14 protein-coding genes are annotated in these 16,012 nt (G+C 58.3%); 8 read left to right on the top strand and 6 right to left on the bottom strand.

Features of this window, described 5'->3' with window-relative positions; all coding sequences use genetic code 11:
• Positions 1 to 290: 290 nt before the first annotated feature.
• The gene (locus GKQ23_RS18055) at positions 291 to 2,204 is read right to left on the bottom strand and encodes a flagellin (protein WP_212409065.1); all 1,914 of its coding nucleotides are present in this window, start codon (positions 2,202 to 2,204) and stop codon (positions 291 to 293) included.
• 59 nt (positions 2,205 to 2,263) lie between these two features.
• Positions 2,264 to 2,413 carry a hypothetical protein gene (locus GKQ23_RS18050; RefSeq protein ID WP_212409064.1) on the bottom strand — a complete coding sequence of 50 codons (150 nt, stop codon included), beginning with the start codon at positions 2,411 to 2,413 and terminating at the stop codon, positions 2,264 to 2,266.
• Positions 2,414 to 2,711: 298 nt separating this feature from the next.
• Here GKQ23_RS18050 and GKQ23_RS18045 point away from each other — a divergent pair, with 298 nt between their 5' ends.
• The 4 genes from GKQ23_RS18045 to GKQ23_RS18030 are packed head-to-tail and all read left to right on the top strand — an operon-like array spanning position 2,712 to position 6,430.
• Positions 2,712 to 3,668, top strand: coding sequence for a cysteine synthase family protein (locus GKQ23_RS18045; RefSeq protein ID WP_212409063.1), 957 nt, complete (start codon positions 2,712 to 2,714; stop codon positions 3,666 to 3,668).
• A complete protein-coding gene (locus tag GKQ23_RS18040) occupies positions 3,662 to 4,225 on the top strand; it encodes a phosphoribosyltransferase family protein (RefSeq protein ID WP_212409062.1) in 564 nt (187 codons plus the stop codon). Before GKQ23_RS18045 ends, GKQ23_RS18040 begins: the two co-directional genes overlap by 7 nt.
• 28 nt (positions 4,226 to 4,253) lie before the next feature.
• A complete protein-coding gene (locus GKQ23_RS18035; RefSeq protein ID WP_249168424.1) occupies positions 4,254 to 5,195 on the top strand; it encodes a DMT family transporter in 942 nt (313 codons plus the stop codon).
• On the top strand, positions 5,192 to 6,430 hold the full coding sequence (locus GKQ23_RS18030) for an ATP-grasp domain-containing protein (RefSeq protein WP_212409061.1): 1,239 nt from the start codon (positions 5,192 to 5,194) through the stop codon (positions 6,428 to 6,430). Before GKQ23_RS18035 ends, GKQ23_RS18030 begins: the two co-directional genes overlap by 4 nt.
• A gap of 163 nt (positions 6,431 to 6,593) precedes the next feature.
• Here the strand turns inward: GKQ23_RS18030 and GKQ23_RS18025 are convergent, their stop codons facing one another.
• Genes GKQ23_RS18025 through xylA form a run of 3 tightly spaced genes read right to left on the bottom strand, consistent with a single transcriptional unit; the run spans position 6,594 to position 9,556 of the window.
• A complete protein-coding gene (locus GKQ23_RS18025) occupies positions 6,594 to 6,737 on the bottom strand; it encodes a hypothetical protein (protein ID WP_212409060.1) in 144 nt (47 codons plus the stop codon).
• Positions 6,738 to 6,759: 22 nt separating this feature from the next.
• Positions 6,760 to 8,214, bottom strand: coding sequence for a xylulokinase (xylB, locus tag GKQ23_RS18020; protein ID WP_212409059.1), 1,455 nt, complete (start codon positions 8,212 to 8,214; stop codon positions 6,760 to 6,762).
• Positions 8,215 to 8,233: 19 nt separating this feature from the next.
• The gene (gene xylA, locus GKQ23_RS18015) at positions 8,234 to 9,556 is read right to left on the bottom strand and encodes a xylose isomerase (RefSeq protein ID WP_056240205.1); all 1,323 of its coding nucleotides are present in this window, start codon (positions 9,554 to 9,556) and stop codon (positions 8,234 to 8,236) included.
• A 255-nt stretch (positions 9,557 to 9,811) separates the two neighbouring features.
• Here xylA and xylF point away from each other — a divergent pair, with 255 nt between their 5' ends.
• The 4 genes from xylF to xylR all read left to right on the top strand — a co-directional run bounded on the left by xylF (position 9,812) and on the right by xylR (position 14,825).
• Positions 9,812 to 10,804, top strand: a complete 993-nt coding sequence (gene xylF / locus GKQ23_RS18010; protein WP_056240203.1) for a D-xylose ABC transporter substrate-binding protein — start codon at positions 9,812 to 9,814, stop codon at positions 10,802 to 10,804.
• A gap of 53 nt (positions 10,805 to 10,857) precedes the next feature.
• Positions 10,858 to 12,384, top strand: a complete 1,527-nt coding sequence (locus GKQ23_RS18005; protein WP_212409058.1) for a xylose ABC transporter ATP-binding protein — start codon at positions 10,858 to 10,860, stop codon at positions 12,382 to 12,384.
• Entirely contained in the window at positions 12,377 to 13,555 is a 1,179-nt protein-coding gene (gene xylH / locus GKQ23_RS18000) for a xylose ABC transporter permease XylH (RefSeq protein WP_212409057.1), read from the top strand. Before GKQ23_RS18005 ends, xylH begins: the two co-directional genes overlap by 8 nt.
• A gap of 91 nt (positions 13,556 to 13,646) precedes the next feature.
• Positions 13,647 to 14,825: a D-xylose utilization transcriptional activator XylR gene (xylR, locus tag GKQ23_RS17995; protein ID WP_212411875.1), complete on the top strand. Its 1,179-nt coding sequence runs from the start codon at positions 13,647 to 13,649 to the stop codon at positions 14,823 to 14,825.
• A gap of 50 nt (positions 14,826 to 14,875) precedes the next feature.
• Here the strand turns inward: xylR and GKQ23_RS17990 are convergent, their stop codons facing one another.
• Positions 14,876 to 15,913 carry a sensor domain-containing diguanylate cyclase gene (locus GKQ23_RS17990; RefSeq protein WP_212409056.1) on the bottom strand — a complete coding sequence of 346 codons (1,038 nt, stop codon included), beginning with the start codon at positions 15,911 to 15,913 and terminating at the stop codon, positions 14,876 to 14,878.
• Positions 15,914 to 16,012: the final 99 nt, after the last annotated feature.

The following is a 16,012-nucleotide window of genomic DNA, read 5'->3' as shown; positions in this document are numbered from 1 at the left end:
TGTGCCATTAATATCAACGCGTTGATTTTATTGTTTTAATTTTAATTTCTGGCGCAATTTAGCCTGTATTTATTATCTTGTTTTTTTTAATTGCACCAGCGCGGGTGATTGTCAGCGAAACAGTCCCCGTGATGGTGCGCACTATTATAAACGGCGCAATATCAGCGGCCAGCTGGCAGTTTTCTGGTGGTTTTCAGGAATAATCCGGAGGGAATAACGGGGGGGAGGAGGAAATAAGCGGAGCGGGCAGCAGGTTATTCTGCCGCCGCGCCCGCCCTCTGCGCAACGAACTAGTTCTGCAGCAGCGCCAGCACCGCCTGCGGCTCCAGCTTCGCCTTTGCCAGCAGCTGGCTGCCGGACTGCTGCAGGATCTGCGCCCGGCTCATCGCCGAGACTTCGCTGGCGTAGTCGGCATCCTCAATGCGTGAACGGGCGGCAGCCAGCGCCACGCCGGTGCTATTTTGCAGGTTCTGTACCGAGCTCAGGCGGTTCGAAATCGCCCCCAGCTGGGATCGTTTGCTGTCGACGCGGGCGATGGCGGCATCCAGCGTCGCCAGCGGGTTATCCGGGTGGCGCAGGCGGATTTCCGCGCCGACTTCGCGCACCGTCATCACCGTGTAGTTGGTGCTGGTGTCGGTGCTGGCGCTGACGGTGGCCCTGAAGTAAATCTGCACGTCACCGACGCCGTTGCTGGTTTTTAACAGCAGCGTGCCGTCGCTGTCCTGGCTGACCAGCGTGGCGGTTTTGCCCATGCCCGGCAGGTCTAACAGATAGCCGCCGTTGCCGTCGGAACGCAGCACGTCGGTGGCCGTTTCACCTTTGGCGCTGGTGTAGTTGAGTTGCACCTTTGCCGGGTCAAGGGTCACCGTTGAGGTGCCAGTGATGGTGGTCACCGCGCTAAAGCTGTTGAGATTAATGGCGTCGGTGGCGCGCACCGCCAGCGTCGTGCTGCTGCCGTCGGTCTCCGCCGCGAAGGTGGCGTTAAAGTACTGCGGGTTGCCGCTGCCGTCATCCACCTGCAGCAGGTACTGGCTGCCCGACTTCAGCAGTCTGGCATCCCCTGCGGGCAGCGGATTGCCGCTGGCGTCGCTGTAGCTCAGTGCGGCGCTGGTGGTATCAACGGCTGGCGTGGTGGTGACCTGGGCCGGCAGCGGGGAAAACGCGTTGTCCAGCTGGCCGCCGGCCCCGGTCAGGGTGGCGGTGGCGGCACCGCTGGCGTCAAAACTCAGCGTCGCCGGGTAGTAGATATCATTCTGCTCAACGTAATACTGACCGTTGCTGAGGGTCAGCGACGGGGCCGGGCTGGCGGGCAGCGCGGCGTTGTTGTCATCAAGGTAACTGTAGCTGGTGATGCTGCGAGCGGGGATCTGCGGTACGTCCGCGTAGAGCGGGCTGGTGCTACTGGCATCTACGGTAATGTAACCCTGGCCGGTAGCGGTATCCCAGCTGCCGGCACGGACGGCCGGATAGTAAACCGTCTTGCCGTCGCTGTCGTTACCCTGAATATAGAGCTGGTTGTTGGCGCTGCTTCTGACCAGCTGCCTGTCGCTCAGCGCGGTCGGCGTGGTGAAATTCACCGCCACGTTAGGATCGGCAAGCGACAGATTGCTGGCGCTGCCGATCACCCTGTTAACCGTGGTGACGGCGCTTTTAATACCGTTGATCACCAGGTCCTTCAGACCCAGTTCGTCAATGCTGAAGCCTGGGGCGGAGAGATCCACACTGACAGAATCGCGATCGTTAGCCCCCACCTGAATAGCCAGTTTACCGGCGCTGCCGTCCAGCACGCTGATGCCGTTAAAGCTGGCGCTGCCGTTCAGTCGGGCAATCTCTTTCAGGTTGAGGTTGATCTCGGCCTGAATGGCGTCGCCATCTTCCAGCGTATTAACGTCGCTCAGCCCCTGTACCGCCAGCTGGCGGATGCGCTGCAGGCGGTTGTTGATCTCGCTCAGCGCCCCTTCGGTGGTCTCCACCAGCGAGATACCGTCGCCGGCGTTACGACTGGCCTGCGCCAGCCCGCTCTGCTGGCTGCTCATGCGGTTGGCGATCGCCTGACCTGCCGCATCATCCTTAGCACCGTTGATACGCATGCCGGAAGATAACCGAAGAATGGCGTCCGCCAGCGAGCTGCCGCTTTTGGCCGCATTGTTTTCGATCTTTAACGCAGAGAGGTTGGTATTAAGGCTGAGCATAACGCGATCCACTGAGTGACTCCTGTCGCAGATTATCGGCAGCGGCAGATTTTACTTAAGCCATTTTTTAGTTATGTCACGCGGGCCAGGGCCCTATGCCGCCGCTGCAGCCCCTTTGCCAGCCCGGCCAGCCCGCTGCACAGCAGGTAACAGAGCACGCCGACCAACAGAAACATCTCCGCCGTGTAGATCTGTTCACGGTTGTTCACCAGGCTGGACACGGTGGTCAGTTCCGGCTCGTTGACTTATCGCAAACAACGCTATGGCGTAGCGGGGGCGGTGGTGAATATTTTTCAGGGATTTCTTTCAGATAGCATAAGGACAGGGAAATTAATTTTCATTTTTTTGTATAAATGGATTTATTACTAGTGACATTTGAAGATTTATTTCAGGTAAGTACTGATCTCATCGCGCGATCACAGATTTTTTTAAATCATGACTTATGGCAACTTAAGCTCTTGATCTGTTTTTTATACTGATGTATCACATGTTGAATGGACATTCAGAGAGGGATTTGATATGAAGATCGCTGATGTTGGAGGAACAAAGCTTTTAAAATTGCCCGGCTTGGAATTTAATGGGAACAAACTATTTGCAAAGTGTGAGCTTTCAAATCCTAGTGGGAGTCATAAGGACAGAACGTATCTACACATCCTCAATACGTTAGAAAACGAAGGGCGTATTCACCCGGGAATGACTCTGGTTGATTGTTCAACAGGAAATGGTGGAGCCGCTTTGGCATGGATCGCAAGAGAGAAAGGTTATAAGGTTGTTATATTTATGCCTGCCGGCATGACCCAGGAGCGAATTGAACAGATTAAAAGTTTTTCAGCAAAAATCATCGAAACTCCTGCCAGTGATTTTTTGAATGGATCAGTTGAAGCGGCTGAGAAATATTCGGAAGGAAAGAAGGATGTATATTTTATAAATCAATCCTCTAATACCTTGAATATGGAAGCATTTTACTCATGTGGGAGAGAGATTGTTAATGATCTCACTATAATGAGCGTGGTTCCTGATTATTTTGTTTGCTCAATTGGCACGGGGGGAACATTTTCAGGAATTGCAAGTGTACTTAAAGACGTATACCCGAATATTGAAACAGTAGGTGTTGAGGTGGATAAATCTTCACCCGTTTATGCAATTCGACACCATTTGAATTTTAAACACCATAGTCATAATTTAATGGGTTTGGGTGCAGGGGTGTTATCTGCAAATACAAAGTTAAGTGTTATAGACGATATCAGGTTGGTAAATGGTGATGCAGCATGGAAAAGAATGAAATCATTTATAAATAGTGAAGGTTTAGGCATCGGGCCAACATGTGCTGCAAATTTGATTGTAAGTGAGGAGATAATGAAAAATATAAGTAACAAAGTCATTGTTACACTTTTTTTTGATAGTGCATGGAAATATAAAAGCCGTTGGGCTGGTGTATATCCTGAGTACTCATGCCAGGAGGGAAGAAAATGCTAATTGAAGAGGTATATAAAAATGCTTTAGTAGTCAGTTCCGGATGTAAACTTACTACAGTCAACGAATTCACCGATCAGCTGCCAGCCCTCAGACCTGAAGTGCTGATTGAGGTTGCTTATGGCATGATTAAAAAAATAGATTGTGATTTTGATAAGGTGGTTACAGAGGAAGACAAGGGGGCACCAATTGCTACAGCCATATCAATGTTAACGGGAAGACCTCTTGCAATGGCAAGATGGTATCCCTACAGAATAAATAATATCAACAATAATATAGTTAAAATAAATTCGGAGTACTTTGACGGTGAAATGTATCTGAATGGGATAAACGAAGGGGATCGAGTTATCATTGTCGATGATACTTTAAGTACTGGAGGAGCCGTTGTTTCTTTAATTAAAGCGATAGAGTCGGCGGGAGGTATCGTGAGCAAGGTGATTTGTGCTGTGGAAAAAATACAGAACAACGGTCGAAAAAATGTAAGAGATAAAACGGGTCATGATGTGATAACACTATTAAAAAAATCTCTTAGCGCTGAATCGGTCACGGTTATGGAATGACTTAATATTAGTCTCAGGGAGTAAGGAAATGATGAGCAAAATTATTGCAAGCGGCATTACCTGCGGCATTATGTTTTGTGTTATCAGCGCTATGTCGGATGTATATATCGCTAAAGTGACTCAGGCACTCGACTCTTCAGTGTTTATCACCTGGTGTTTTGCAATGGCAACAATGGTTTTTTTGACTCTGGCACTGATGCGCAATGGTCGTGCTTATCTGACTAAGGTGAACAAGAATAAAAAAAATCTGCTGCTGATTAATGTTGCGGTATTGCTCAACTGGGGTGGGCTTATCATCTCGTTGAAATACCTTGAACCGGCGGTAGTCGGGATTGCTTCTGTGGCATGTGGCCCGGCACTGACGATCATTTTATCGCGATTTCTCTCCGGTTTTACTACCAGGCCGGATAAAGCCGAGTCGGTCATTTCCTGGGCGGTTATGATCGGCGTAATGATTATGCTGATTAATTCATGGGTTGGCAGTAGCGGAGTGACCTCCACCAGCGCGACGGAGAGAGCCATCGGTATCATCTGTGTATTACTGAGTGCAGTGGGAACTGTGCTCTATACTTTGTTTTCCAAATCATTAGTAAATAAGAAATGGAGTGCCAGTGAAATCCTCGGTTGCAGGAATGTATTAATTCTTTTTACCGCGTTACTGTATAGTGCTGTTATGCATATATCTCTGCAGCTTGATGTGATTTATTTTTTTATTGTGGTGTTACTGTCTGTTGTTGGTCATATTATTCCCATTTTTCTTATACAAAAATCCATTGGGGCACTCAGTCCTCTGCATGTTGCCTTTCTGATGTTGTTGATTCCTGTATTTACCCTTGCATTTCAGTTTACCGACAGGCGTATTGCCGTGTCATGGCAGACCATCATTGCGGTGTTAGCTCTTACGGCACTGTTGGCACTGCTTGGTATCAGTAAGTATTTCTCTGCAACACAGTCGGGAGGTGAAAAATGAACAGGATCGTAGTGGTTGATGGTTTTTCTTCAGGTAAATTTATTGCCCGTCATTTAAGCGAGGCGGGCTGTAAAATGATACATATCGCCTCGGACACCTCACTGGATGACTACTACTACCAGGGATTTGATTCTACCATTTATCAACACTGTTATTGCCATTCCTCCCCTGGGTTAACACTGGATATTATCCGTGAGTTCGGTGCGGAAGGCGTACTGTGCGGCGCGGAAACGGGCGTCGAACTCACTGACTGGATTAACCAGTCACAGAACTTTAAATACAGAAATGATTTTTCACAGCGTGCTGCCCGCCGTAACAAGTTTGAGATGATTGAATCGCTGCGTGAAGCCGGTATAACCGCCACGCCTCAGTGCAAAGTCTGCCGGTGGCCACAGGCGGTAAACTGGCTGAGCGAACAGCCTTATCCGGTGGTGGTGAAACCGCTGGATAGTGCCGGTTCAGATGGCGTATTTATCTGCAACAGCGAAGACCGGGTCAGGTCGGCGTTTGACCGTCTTATTAATCAAAAAAACCGCATGAACAGCACCAATGATGCCGTTCTGCTGCAGTCCTTTCTGACGGGAACAGAATATGTGGTGAATTTTGTCTCTCTGAATAGCCTCAGGCTGGTCACGGAAGTGGTGCGCTACCATAAACGGCAGCTGGCGGGAGGCAATGTTGTCTATGATATTGATGAAATTATCGATGCTTCAGCCGACGAGTTTGCCGGGCTGGTGGCCTACACGCACCGTGTTTGCGACTGCCTGGGTATTGAAAACGGCCCCAGCCATGCAGAAGTGATGTTAACCGCCGACGGGCCCTGCCTGGTCGAAATTGCCGCCCGTAGCGATGGCATACTGCGTCCGGAAATTGTCGACTGCACGACGGGAATGGGGCAACTGCGGGCGACGGCACTCTCACTCTCTCAGCCACAGCGGTTTACGGAGCTGACAAAAGAGCCGGTTTACCGGCTGAAAAACCACGCTTTTAATGTCAGCCTGATCGGTCCGCGAGCCGGGCGCTTTGCCAGCGGGGCGTTTCTGGCACGGCTGCAGGCGTTGCCGTCATTTAAAAAGGTCGAATTCTATCTGGCTGACGGCCAGGCGGTCAGTGAGACCAAAGATGTGTTCAGCCAGCCCGGTACGGTGTATCTGGTCAGTAACGATAAACATCAGTTGTGGCGTGACTATCGGGTCATTCGTGAACTGGAGGCTGAAGGGATTTACTATCAATAGCCTGTCAGCAGTTAAAAGAGGGTCAGTCAGCTCAGGTGATCGAGAGTGAAGTGCGATACCCAGGCCGATAATGCAGTAAAAATTTGGCCTGACGCACAAATCTCCATTTTTCTCTTGTTAGGATTATTCCTGGATCATATTATCGCTCCTGCCCCTCGCAGAGCTAACACCAGTGAGTGCCGGAGATAAGCGCCGGAAGGGGTAAAAAATTAACGGCAAAAGGCCCATCGCCAACGCGGTGGGCTTTTTGTTTTCTGTCGCCTGCCAGCACCAGCACCAGCACCAGCACCAGCACCAGCACCAGCACCAGTAGCCAGTAGCCTGTTGTATCAGCGCATCAGCGATTCCAGCTGTTGATAGAGCTGCGCGAAGCGCGCGCGCTGCGGCTGATAGGCCTGGTGGCGTGCGGCGTCGGGCCGGTGGCGCTGCAGCAGCGGCAGCGCGGGCAGCAATTCGGCCAGCGGCACATCCGGATTTAGCGCCATCCGCGCCAGCTGTGCGGCACCCAGCGCCGGGCCGACCTCGCCTCCCTCTACGTAGTCCAGCGTCTGTCCGCTGACGTCCGCCAGCATCTGCCGCCACAGTTCGCTGCGCGCGCCGCCGCCGATCAGCCGGATGCTCTCCGGCCGTACGCCGCAGGCGTGAACGGCGTCCATGCCCTCCGCCAGCGCAAAGCTCACCCCTTCAAGCACCGCCCGCGCCAGCTCCGGCCGCCCGTGCTGATGGGTCAGGCCAAAGAACACCCCGCTGGCCGCCGGATTGTTATGCGGCGTGCGCTCGCCGGAGAGGTAAGGCAGAAACAGCGGCAGCGGCCGATCGTCGCTGGCGCGTTCGGCCTCCGCCAGCAGCGCCGCCACGTCGGCACAGCCGGTCAGCCGTGCCGCCCAGTCAAGGCAGGAGGCGGCGCTGAGCATCACCGACATCAGGTGCCAGCGCCCCGGCAGCGCGTGGCAGAAGCTGTGCACCGCCCGCTGCGGGTTGCTGGCAAAGCCGTCGCTGACCACAAAATAGACCCCGGAGGTGCCGAGCGACAGCATCGCCTGGCCCGGTTCCGTCAGGCCAACGCCGATCGCCCCGGCGGCGTTGTCACCGCCGCCGGCCACCAGCGGCACCTCGCCGATCCCCCAGCGTTTTGCCAGCGCCGCGCTGAGCCGTCCGGTAAAGGCGTTACCCTCCACCAGCCGCGGCATCTGTGCCCGCGTCAGGCCGCAGGCGGCCAGCAGCGGTTCGCTCCAGTCGCGCTGCGCCACGTTCAGCCACAGGGTGCCGGCGGCATCCGACATATCGCTGGCAAACTCGCCGCTCAGCCGCCAGCGCAGCCAGTCCTTCGGCAGCAGCACTCTGGCGATGCGGGCAAAGTGCTGCGGTTCGTGCTCTTTAAGCCACAGCAGCTTCGGTGCGGTAAAGCCCGGCATCATCAGGTTGCCAGTAATGCTGCGGGCCTGCGGCACCGCCTCCTCCAGCGCCGCGCACTGGGCGGCGCTGCGCCCGTCATTCCACAGGATCGCTGGGCGAATTGTCCCGCCGTCGGCGTCCAGCAGAGTGGCACCGTGCATCTGGCCGCTCAGACCGATGGCCCGTACGCCGCTAAGGTCATGCTGCTGCGCCAGCCCGCGCATCGCCTGGTCGGTGGCCTGCCACCAGCTCTCCGGATCCTGTTCGCTCCACAGCGGCCGCGGGCGTGAGACGTCGAGCGGCGCGCTGTGGCTGGCCAGCAGCCCGCCGTCAGCGTTGAGCAGCACCACCTTCACGCCGGAGGTGCCGAGATCGATGCCTATTACCATGTGCCCATCTCCAGTCAGGTTAACGATCGAACAGATAGCCGTTCACCAGATTTTCCAGCAGCTCCTGGCGGCCGCTCTGGTGCTGCGGCAGGAAGTTGTGCTGGCTGGCGTGCTGCGCCAGGCCGTCGAGGGTGAACTCGCCCTTAAGGATCTGCTGGCCCATCTCGCCGTTCCAGCCGCTGTAGCGGCGCGCCACGCGCTGGTCGAGTTCGCCGCTTTCAATCATCTTCGCCGCCACCTTCAGCGCCAGCGCCATGGTGTCCATCGCGCCGATATGGCCGTAGAACAGATCGTATTTATCGGTGCTCTGGCGGCGCACCTTGGCGTCAAAGTTCAGGCCGCCGGTGGTGAAGCCGCCCGCCTTGAGGATCTCATACATCACCAGCGCGTTCTCCTCCACGCTGTTCGGGAACTGATCGGTATCCCAGCCCAGCTGCGGATCGCCGCGGTTGGCGTCCACCGAGCCGAAAATGCCGAGGGCGATGGCGGTGGCGATCTCATGGTGGAACGAGTGGCCGGCGAGGGTGGCGTGGTTGGCCTCGACGTTGACCTTGATCTCTTTTTCCAGCCCGAACTGTTTCAGGAAGCCGTACACCGAGGCAACGTCATAGTCGTACTGGTGCTTGGTGGGCTCCTGCGGTTTCGGTTCGATCAGCAGCAGCCCCTGGAAACCGATTTTGTGTTTGTGCTCGACCACCATCTGCATAAAGCGGCCGATCTGCTCGCGCTCCTGGCGCAGGTCGGTGTTCAGCAGGGTTTCATAGCCCTCGCGGCCGCCCCACAGCACGTAGTTTTCCCCGCCCAGTTTGTGAGTGGCGTGCATCGCGCTGGTCACCTGGCTGGCGGCCCAGGCAAACACCTCCGGGTCCGGGTTGGTGGCCGCACCGGCACCGTAGCGCGGGTGGGTAAAGCAGTTGGCGGTGCCCCACAGCAGTTTCACGCCGCTCTGTTCCTGTTTCTCCAGCAGCACGTCGGTGATCTCCGCCGCGTTGGAGAGGTAGGTGCGCAGCGAGTCACCCTCCGGTGCCACGTCGATGTCGTGGAAGCAGTAGTAGGGCACGTTGAGCTTGTGGAAAAACTCAAAGGCGACGTCGGCTTTCTGCCGCGCCAGCGCCATGCCGTCGCCGTTGCTCAGCCACGGACGATCGAAGGCGCTGACGCCGAACATATCGGTGCCGCCCCAGCAGAAGGTGTGCCAGTAGCAGGCGGCGAAGCGCAGGTGCTGCGCCATGGTTTTGCCCAGCACCCGCTGGTCAGGATTGTAGTGGCGGAAGGCCAGCGGATTGGTGCTCTGTGGGCCTTCATACTGAATACGGCCGATCTGGTCGAAATAATCCTGCATCTGAAACTCCTTAGTGCGGAAGTAGGGTGAGCGAGAAGATGCGGTGATTGTTACCGGTGACGGCGGGGCGCTCAATTATGTTATTTCACTCTGAGATTAAGATAATTGCTAACTGTGAGTTGCCTCCCGAATGACAAAAAACATAACGGCAGGAGGAAAATCTGTAATTGCCGGCCCGCCAAAACCCGGTCAACAATTCAGCAGCCCGTCACCCTGTACCCTGATAACAACAACCGCAACTGAAAGGGATCAACGATGAAAATGAAAATCACCCTGCTTGCCGCCTGCGCTGCGCTGGCATTGTTCAGCCAGGCCGCCACGGCGAAAGAGGTAAAAATCGGTATGGCGATCGATGACCTGCGGCTGGAGCGCTGGCAGAAAGATCGCGATATTTTCGTCAGCAAGGCCGAAGCGCTGGGGGCGAAAGTGTTTGTGCAGTCGGCCAACGGCAATGAAGAGACGCAGATGGCGCAGATTGAAAATATGATCAACCGCGGCGTCGACGTGCTGGTGATTATTCCCTATAACGGCCAGGTGCTGAGCAACGTGATAAAAGAGGCCCACCGTGAAGGCATTAAGGTGCTGGCCTACGATCGGCTGATTAATAACGCCGATATTGATTACTATATTTCGTTTGATAATGAGAAGGTCGGTGAACTGCAGGCGCAAAGCCTGGTCAGCCGCGTGCCTTCCGGTAATTATTTTCTGATGGGCGGATCCCCGGTGGATAATAACGCCCGCCTGTTCCGCGCCGGGCAGATGAAGGTGCTGCAACCGCTGATCGACAGCGGAAAAATCAAGGTGGTGGGCGATCAGTGGGTCGACGCCTGGCTGCCGGAGAATGCGCTGAAGATTATGGAAAATGCCCTGACCGCCAACGGTAATAAGATTGATGCCGTGGTGGCCTCCAATGACGCTACCGCCGGCGGCGCCATTCAGGCGCTGAGCGCCCAGGGGCTGGCGGGTAAGGTGGCGATCTCCGGTCAGGACGCCGACCTGGCGGCGATGAAACGGCTGGAGAACGGCACCCAGACCATGACCGTCTACAAGCCGATTACTAAACTGGCCGCCGAGGCGGCGCGCATTGCCGTCGAGCTGGGCGAAGGCAAGACGCCCGCCGGTAACGCCACGCTGAACAACGGCCTGAAAGAGGTCCCTGCCTGGCTGCTGACGCCGGTTTCGGTGGATAAATCCAATATCGACAGCACCGTGGTGGCCGACGGCTTCCATAAGAAAAGCAGCCTGTAAGCGGAACGCCGCCGCGCCAGCTGGTGCGGCGGCTCAGCAAGTGAGGTGACACCGTGGCAAGACTGCTGGAAATGAACCATATCACTAAGCGTTTTGGCAGCGTTAAGGCGCTGGATGACGTCAGCCTGCAGCTGGACGCCGGGGAAGTGCTGTCGCTGTGCGGCGAAAACGGCTCCGGCAAGTCGACGCTGATGAAGGTGCTGTGCGGGCTCTATCCATATGGCGAGTACGAGGGGGAGATCCGCTTTGCCGGCGAGGAGCTGCGTGCGGCAACGCTGCGCGACAGCGAACGGCGCGGCATTGTGATTATCCACCAGGAGCTGGCGCTGGTGCGTCAGCTGACGGTGCTGGAGAACATCTTTCTCGGCGCGGAGATCGCCCGCTTCGGCGTGGTCGATGATGAAACCATGACCCTGCGCTGCCGCCAGCTGCTGGCGCGCGTGCGGCTGGACGTCGACCCGGCCACCCGGGTCAGCGAACTGTCGCCCGGCCAGCAGCAGCTGGTGGAGATCGCCCGCGCGCTGAACAAGCAGGTGCGCATTCTGGTGCTCGATGAGCCGACCTCGTCGCTGACCGCGCCGGAGACGGCGGTGCTGCTGGAGATTATCAACAACCTGCGCGAGCACGGCATCGCCTGCATCTATATCTCACACAAGCTCAGCGAGGTGAAAGCCATCTCCGACACCATCTGCGTGATCCGCGACGGTAAGCCGATCGGCAGCCGTCCGGCGGCGGCGATGAGCGAGGATGACATTATCACCATGATGGTCGGGCGCGAGATGAGCGCCATCTACCCGAGCGAACGCCATACGCCGGGAGAGGAGATCCTGCGGGTGGAAAACCTGACCGCCTGGCACCCGCTCAACCGCAATGTTCGCCGGGTGGATAACGTCTCGTTCAGCCTCAGGCGCGGCGAGATCCTCGGCATCGCCGGGCTGGTTGGCGCGGGGCGCAGCGAGACGGTGCGCTGTCTGTATGGCGACTGGCCGGGGCGCTGGCAGGGGCGCATTCTGCTGGACGGCCAGCCGGTGACCATTAACAGCTGCGCGCAGGCGATTGCGCTGGGCATCGCCATGGTGCCGGAAGACCGTAAAAAAGACGGCATCGTGCCGCTGATGGCGGTGGGAAAAAACATCAGCCTGGCGGCGCTGGATCAGTTCAGCGGCCCGCTGACGGTGCTGGACGAGGCCGCCGAGCAGGAGGCGATTCAGCAGGGGCTGGCGCGGCTGCGGGTGAAAACCGCCTCCGCCGATCTGGCGATCGGCCGGCTGAGCGGCGGTAACCAGCAGAAGGCGATTATCGCCCGCTGCCTGCAGCTTAACCCGCGCATTCTGATCCTCGACGAACCGACGCGCGGCATCGATATCGGTGCCCGCGTTGAGATCTACCGGCTGATCGCCGAACTGGTGCGCCAGGGGATTGCCATCATCGTTATCTCCTCGGAGCTGCCGGAGGTGCTGGGGCTCAGCGATCGGGTGCTGGTGATGCACGAAGGGCAGATCAAAGCCGACTTACTCAACCACAATCTGAGCCAGGAGCAGGTGATGGATGCCGCCCTGAGGAGTCCACATCATGCTTAAAACCGATTCTGCCGCCGCGCCGGCGGCCGGGCAGCCCGCAGCAACGGGCAAAGGGCGCACGATCAATATGCAGGTGCTGGTGATGCTGGCGGCGATCCTGCTGATCGGCCTGTTTTTCAGCTGGATGACCGACGGCGCGTGGCTGAGCGCGCGCAATATCTCCAACCTGCTGCGCCAGACGGCGATCACCGGCATCCTGGCGGTGGGGATGGTGTTCGTCATTATCTCGGCGGAGATCGACCTGTCGGTCGGCTCAATGATGGGGCTGCTGGGCGGCGCGGCGGCAATTTTTGACGTCTGGCTCGGCTGGCCGCTGCCGCTGACCATTGTGGTCACGCTGCTGATGGGCCTGCTGCTCGGCGCGTGGAACGGCTGGTGGGTGGCCTACCGCCGGGTGCCGTCGTTTATCGTTACCCTCGCCGGGATGCTGGCGTTTCGCGGCATCCTGGTCGGCATCACCGACGGCAGTACGGTGGCGCCGACCACGGCGGCAATGTCGCAGATCGGCCAGAGCTACCTGCCGGACGGCATCGGCTTTGGCTGCGGGGTGCTCGGGCTGGGATTGTTTGTGCTCTGGCAGTGGCGGCTGCGGCTGCGGCGCATCGCCATGGGGCTGCCGCAGCCGGCGGCGGGCGGCACGATCGGGCGGCAGGCGCTGACCGCGGTGCTGGTACTGGGGGCGATCTGGCTGCTGAACGACTACCGCGGCGTGCCCACCCCGGTGCTGATCCTGACGCTGCTGCTGCTGGCCGGGCTGTTTATGGCTACCCGCACCGCCTTTGGCCGCCGCATCTACGCCATCGGCGGCAACCTCGATGCCGCCCGGCTCTCCGGCATCAACGTGGCACGCACTAAGCTGGCGGTGTTCGCCATCAACGGGCTGATGGTGGCTATTGCCGGGCTGATCCTCAGCTCGCGACTGGGAGCCGGTTCGCCCTCGGCGGGCAATATCGCCGAGCTGGACGCCATCGCCGCCTGCGTGATCGGCGGCACCAGCCTGGCGGGCGGCGTCGGTTCGGTGGCCGGCGCGGTGATGGGGGCGTTTATTATGGCCTCGCTGGATAACGGCATGAGCATGATGGACGTGCCGACCTTCTGGCAGTACATCGTCAAAGGCGGGATCCTGCTGCTGGCGGTGTGGATGGATGCCGTTACCCGCCGGCGCGCCTGAGCAGCGTGGCCCGGCGATGCACAACGCGCCGGGCTGTGCTATTGATGATGCAGGAGCCCCGTGCGGGCAGCAGAAGGAAGAGGCCGCAGTTATGAGTGAAAAGCGTTACCGCATCACGCTGTTATTTAATGCCAACAAGGTCTATGACCGTCAGGTGGTGGAAGGGGTGGGGGAGTATCTGCAGGCCTCACAGAGCGACTGGGATATTTTTATCGAGGAGGATTTTCGCTGTCGCCTCGACAATATTCGCGAGTGGCTGGGCGACGGGGTGATCGCCGACTATGACGACCGGGCGATCGAAAGCGTGCTTAACGCGGTGGGGGTGCCGGTGGTCGGCGTCGGCGGCTCCTATCACCGGGCGGAGGACTATCCGCCGGTGCACTACATCGCCACCGACAACCGCGCGCTGGTCGAGAGCGCCTTTCTGCACCTGAAAGAGAAGGGCATCAACCGCTTTGCCTTCTACGGCCTGCCGGCCGGCAGCGACAAGCGCTGGGCCGCCGAGCGCGAGCACGCCTTCCGCCAGATCGTCGCCTCAGAGCGCTATCAGGGGGTGGTCTATCAGGGGATGGAGACCGCGCCGGAGAACTGGCAGCACGCGCAGAACCGGCTGGCCGACTGGCTGCAGACGCTGCCGCCGCAGACCGGGATTATCGCCGTGACCGACGCCCGCGCCCGCCATCTGCTGCAGGCCTGTGAGCACCTGAAGATCCCGGTGCCGGAAAAACTCAGCGTGATCGGCATCGATAACGAGGAGCTGACCCGCTACCTGTCGCGGGTGGCGCTGTCGTCGGTGGCGCAGGGCACCCGCCAGATGGGCTATCAGGCGGCGAAACTGCTGCACCGCCTGCTGGAGCCGCAGGTGTTACCGCTGCAGCGCATCCTGGTGCCGCCGGTGAAGGTGATCGAGCGGCGTTCCAGCGACTACCGCTCGCTGCGCGATCCGTCGGTGATCCAGGCGATGCACTACATCCGCTTTAACGCCTGTAAAGGCATTAAGGTCGAGCAGGTGCTGGATGCGGTGGGCATTTCGCGCTCCAATCTGGAGAAGCGTTTTAAGGAGGAGACCGGCGAAACCATCCACGCGGCGATCCACACGGAGAAGCTGGAGCGGGCGCGTACGCTGCTGGTCACCTCGTCGCTGTCGATTAACGAGATTTCACAGGTGTGCGGCTACCCGTCGCTGCAGTATTTCTATTCGGTGTTTAAGAAGAGCTATGCCAGCACGCCGAAGGAGCACCGTGACCGCTTCGGCGAGGTGCTGGTTTAGGCCTTAGAGGCACAGGGCGGGCCCAGCCATTACAGGAAGGAGTGCGTGCCTTACAGGCACGCGTGCCGATCGGCCTCACGCGCGGCCTGTTTACGCCGCGCTTTATCCTGATACATCGCCGCGTCGGCTGCGCGCACCGCCTGGTCCGGGGTGAGGTGCGGGTCCACCGCCAGGATGCCAAGGCTGGCCCCGGCGTAGTCAATGGTGCACTCTGCCAGCGGATAGCGTCCGGCGAGAAGCGACGTCAGCTGTTCGCGCAGCGCCTGCAGCGATTCAGCGGCGTCGCTCTGCTGCAGCGGGCCGGGGCAGGCGACGATAAACTCATCGCCACCCAGCCGCCCGAGCACGCTGTCCACCGCCGCAAAGCTCTGCAGCCGCAGCGCAATTGCCTGCAGGAAGGCATCGCCGGTTTCATGGCCGTAGCGGTCGTTAATCTGTTTAAAGCCGTCAAGATCGACAAACGCCATCAGCACCGAACGGGTCTCCAGGCTACAGCGGGCGAACAGCCCCGGCAGGCGATGGAACACCGCGCGGCGGTTGGGCAGGCGGGTCAGTTCATCGGTATAGCTGACGGCGGTCAGCGCGTCGTTCGCCTCACTCAGCTCCTGCAGCAGCTGTTCGCGGCGGATGTGCTGGGCGATCAGCTCGGAGAACAGCATCAGCACCTGATTAGCGCGCTGGGTCAGCGGTTTGCTCTGCGAGCTGGCCGCGCACAGGGTGCCGAAGATCGCGCCGTCGGCGAGGGTCACCGGGGTGCTGACGTAGGTGGTGATGCCCAGCGCGCCGGCCGCCTGTGAGTCGCCCCACACTTCCGGCACGTTACAGGTGTAGGTGCGGCCTTCGTCCAGCGCCCGCTTGCACAGCGTGTCCTGCCAGGGCACCGACAGGCCTTCCGGGATCTGCATCTGCTGGCTGTTGCGGGCAAACAGGATATGCTGCTCAACCCGATCGTCATCAATCCGCGTCAGGTAGGTGGATTCCATGCCGGTGACCAGTTCAAGCATTTCAAGCAGCTGGCGCACAAAGCCTTCCAGCGTTTTTTCTGAACCCAACGCCGTCGAAATGCGTTCGATGAAATTATCGCTCATAGTGTAATTCCTGGTCCCGGATGTTGGTGTTGAGGTAACGAGGCGTAAAACGCAAACGGCAGCCGTCAGGCTGCCCGAAGGTGACTTTTCATGGCGGTC

This window comes from Erwinia sp. E602 (assembly GCF_018141005.1).
Taxonomy (GTDB): domain Bacteria; phylum Pseudomonadota; class Gammaproteobacteria; order Enterobacterales; family Enterobacteriaceae; genus Erwinia.
This window is presented reverse-complemented; position numbering and strand designations above follow the sequence as displayed.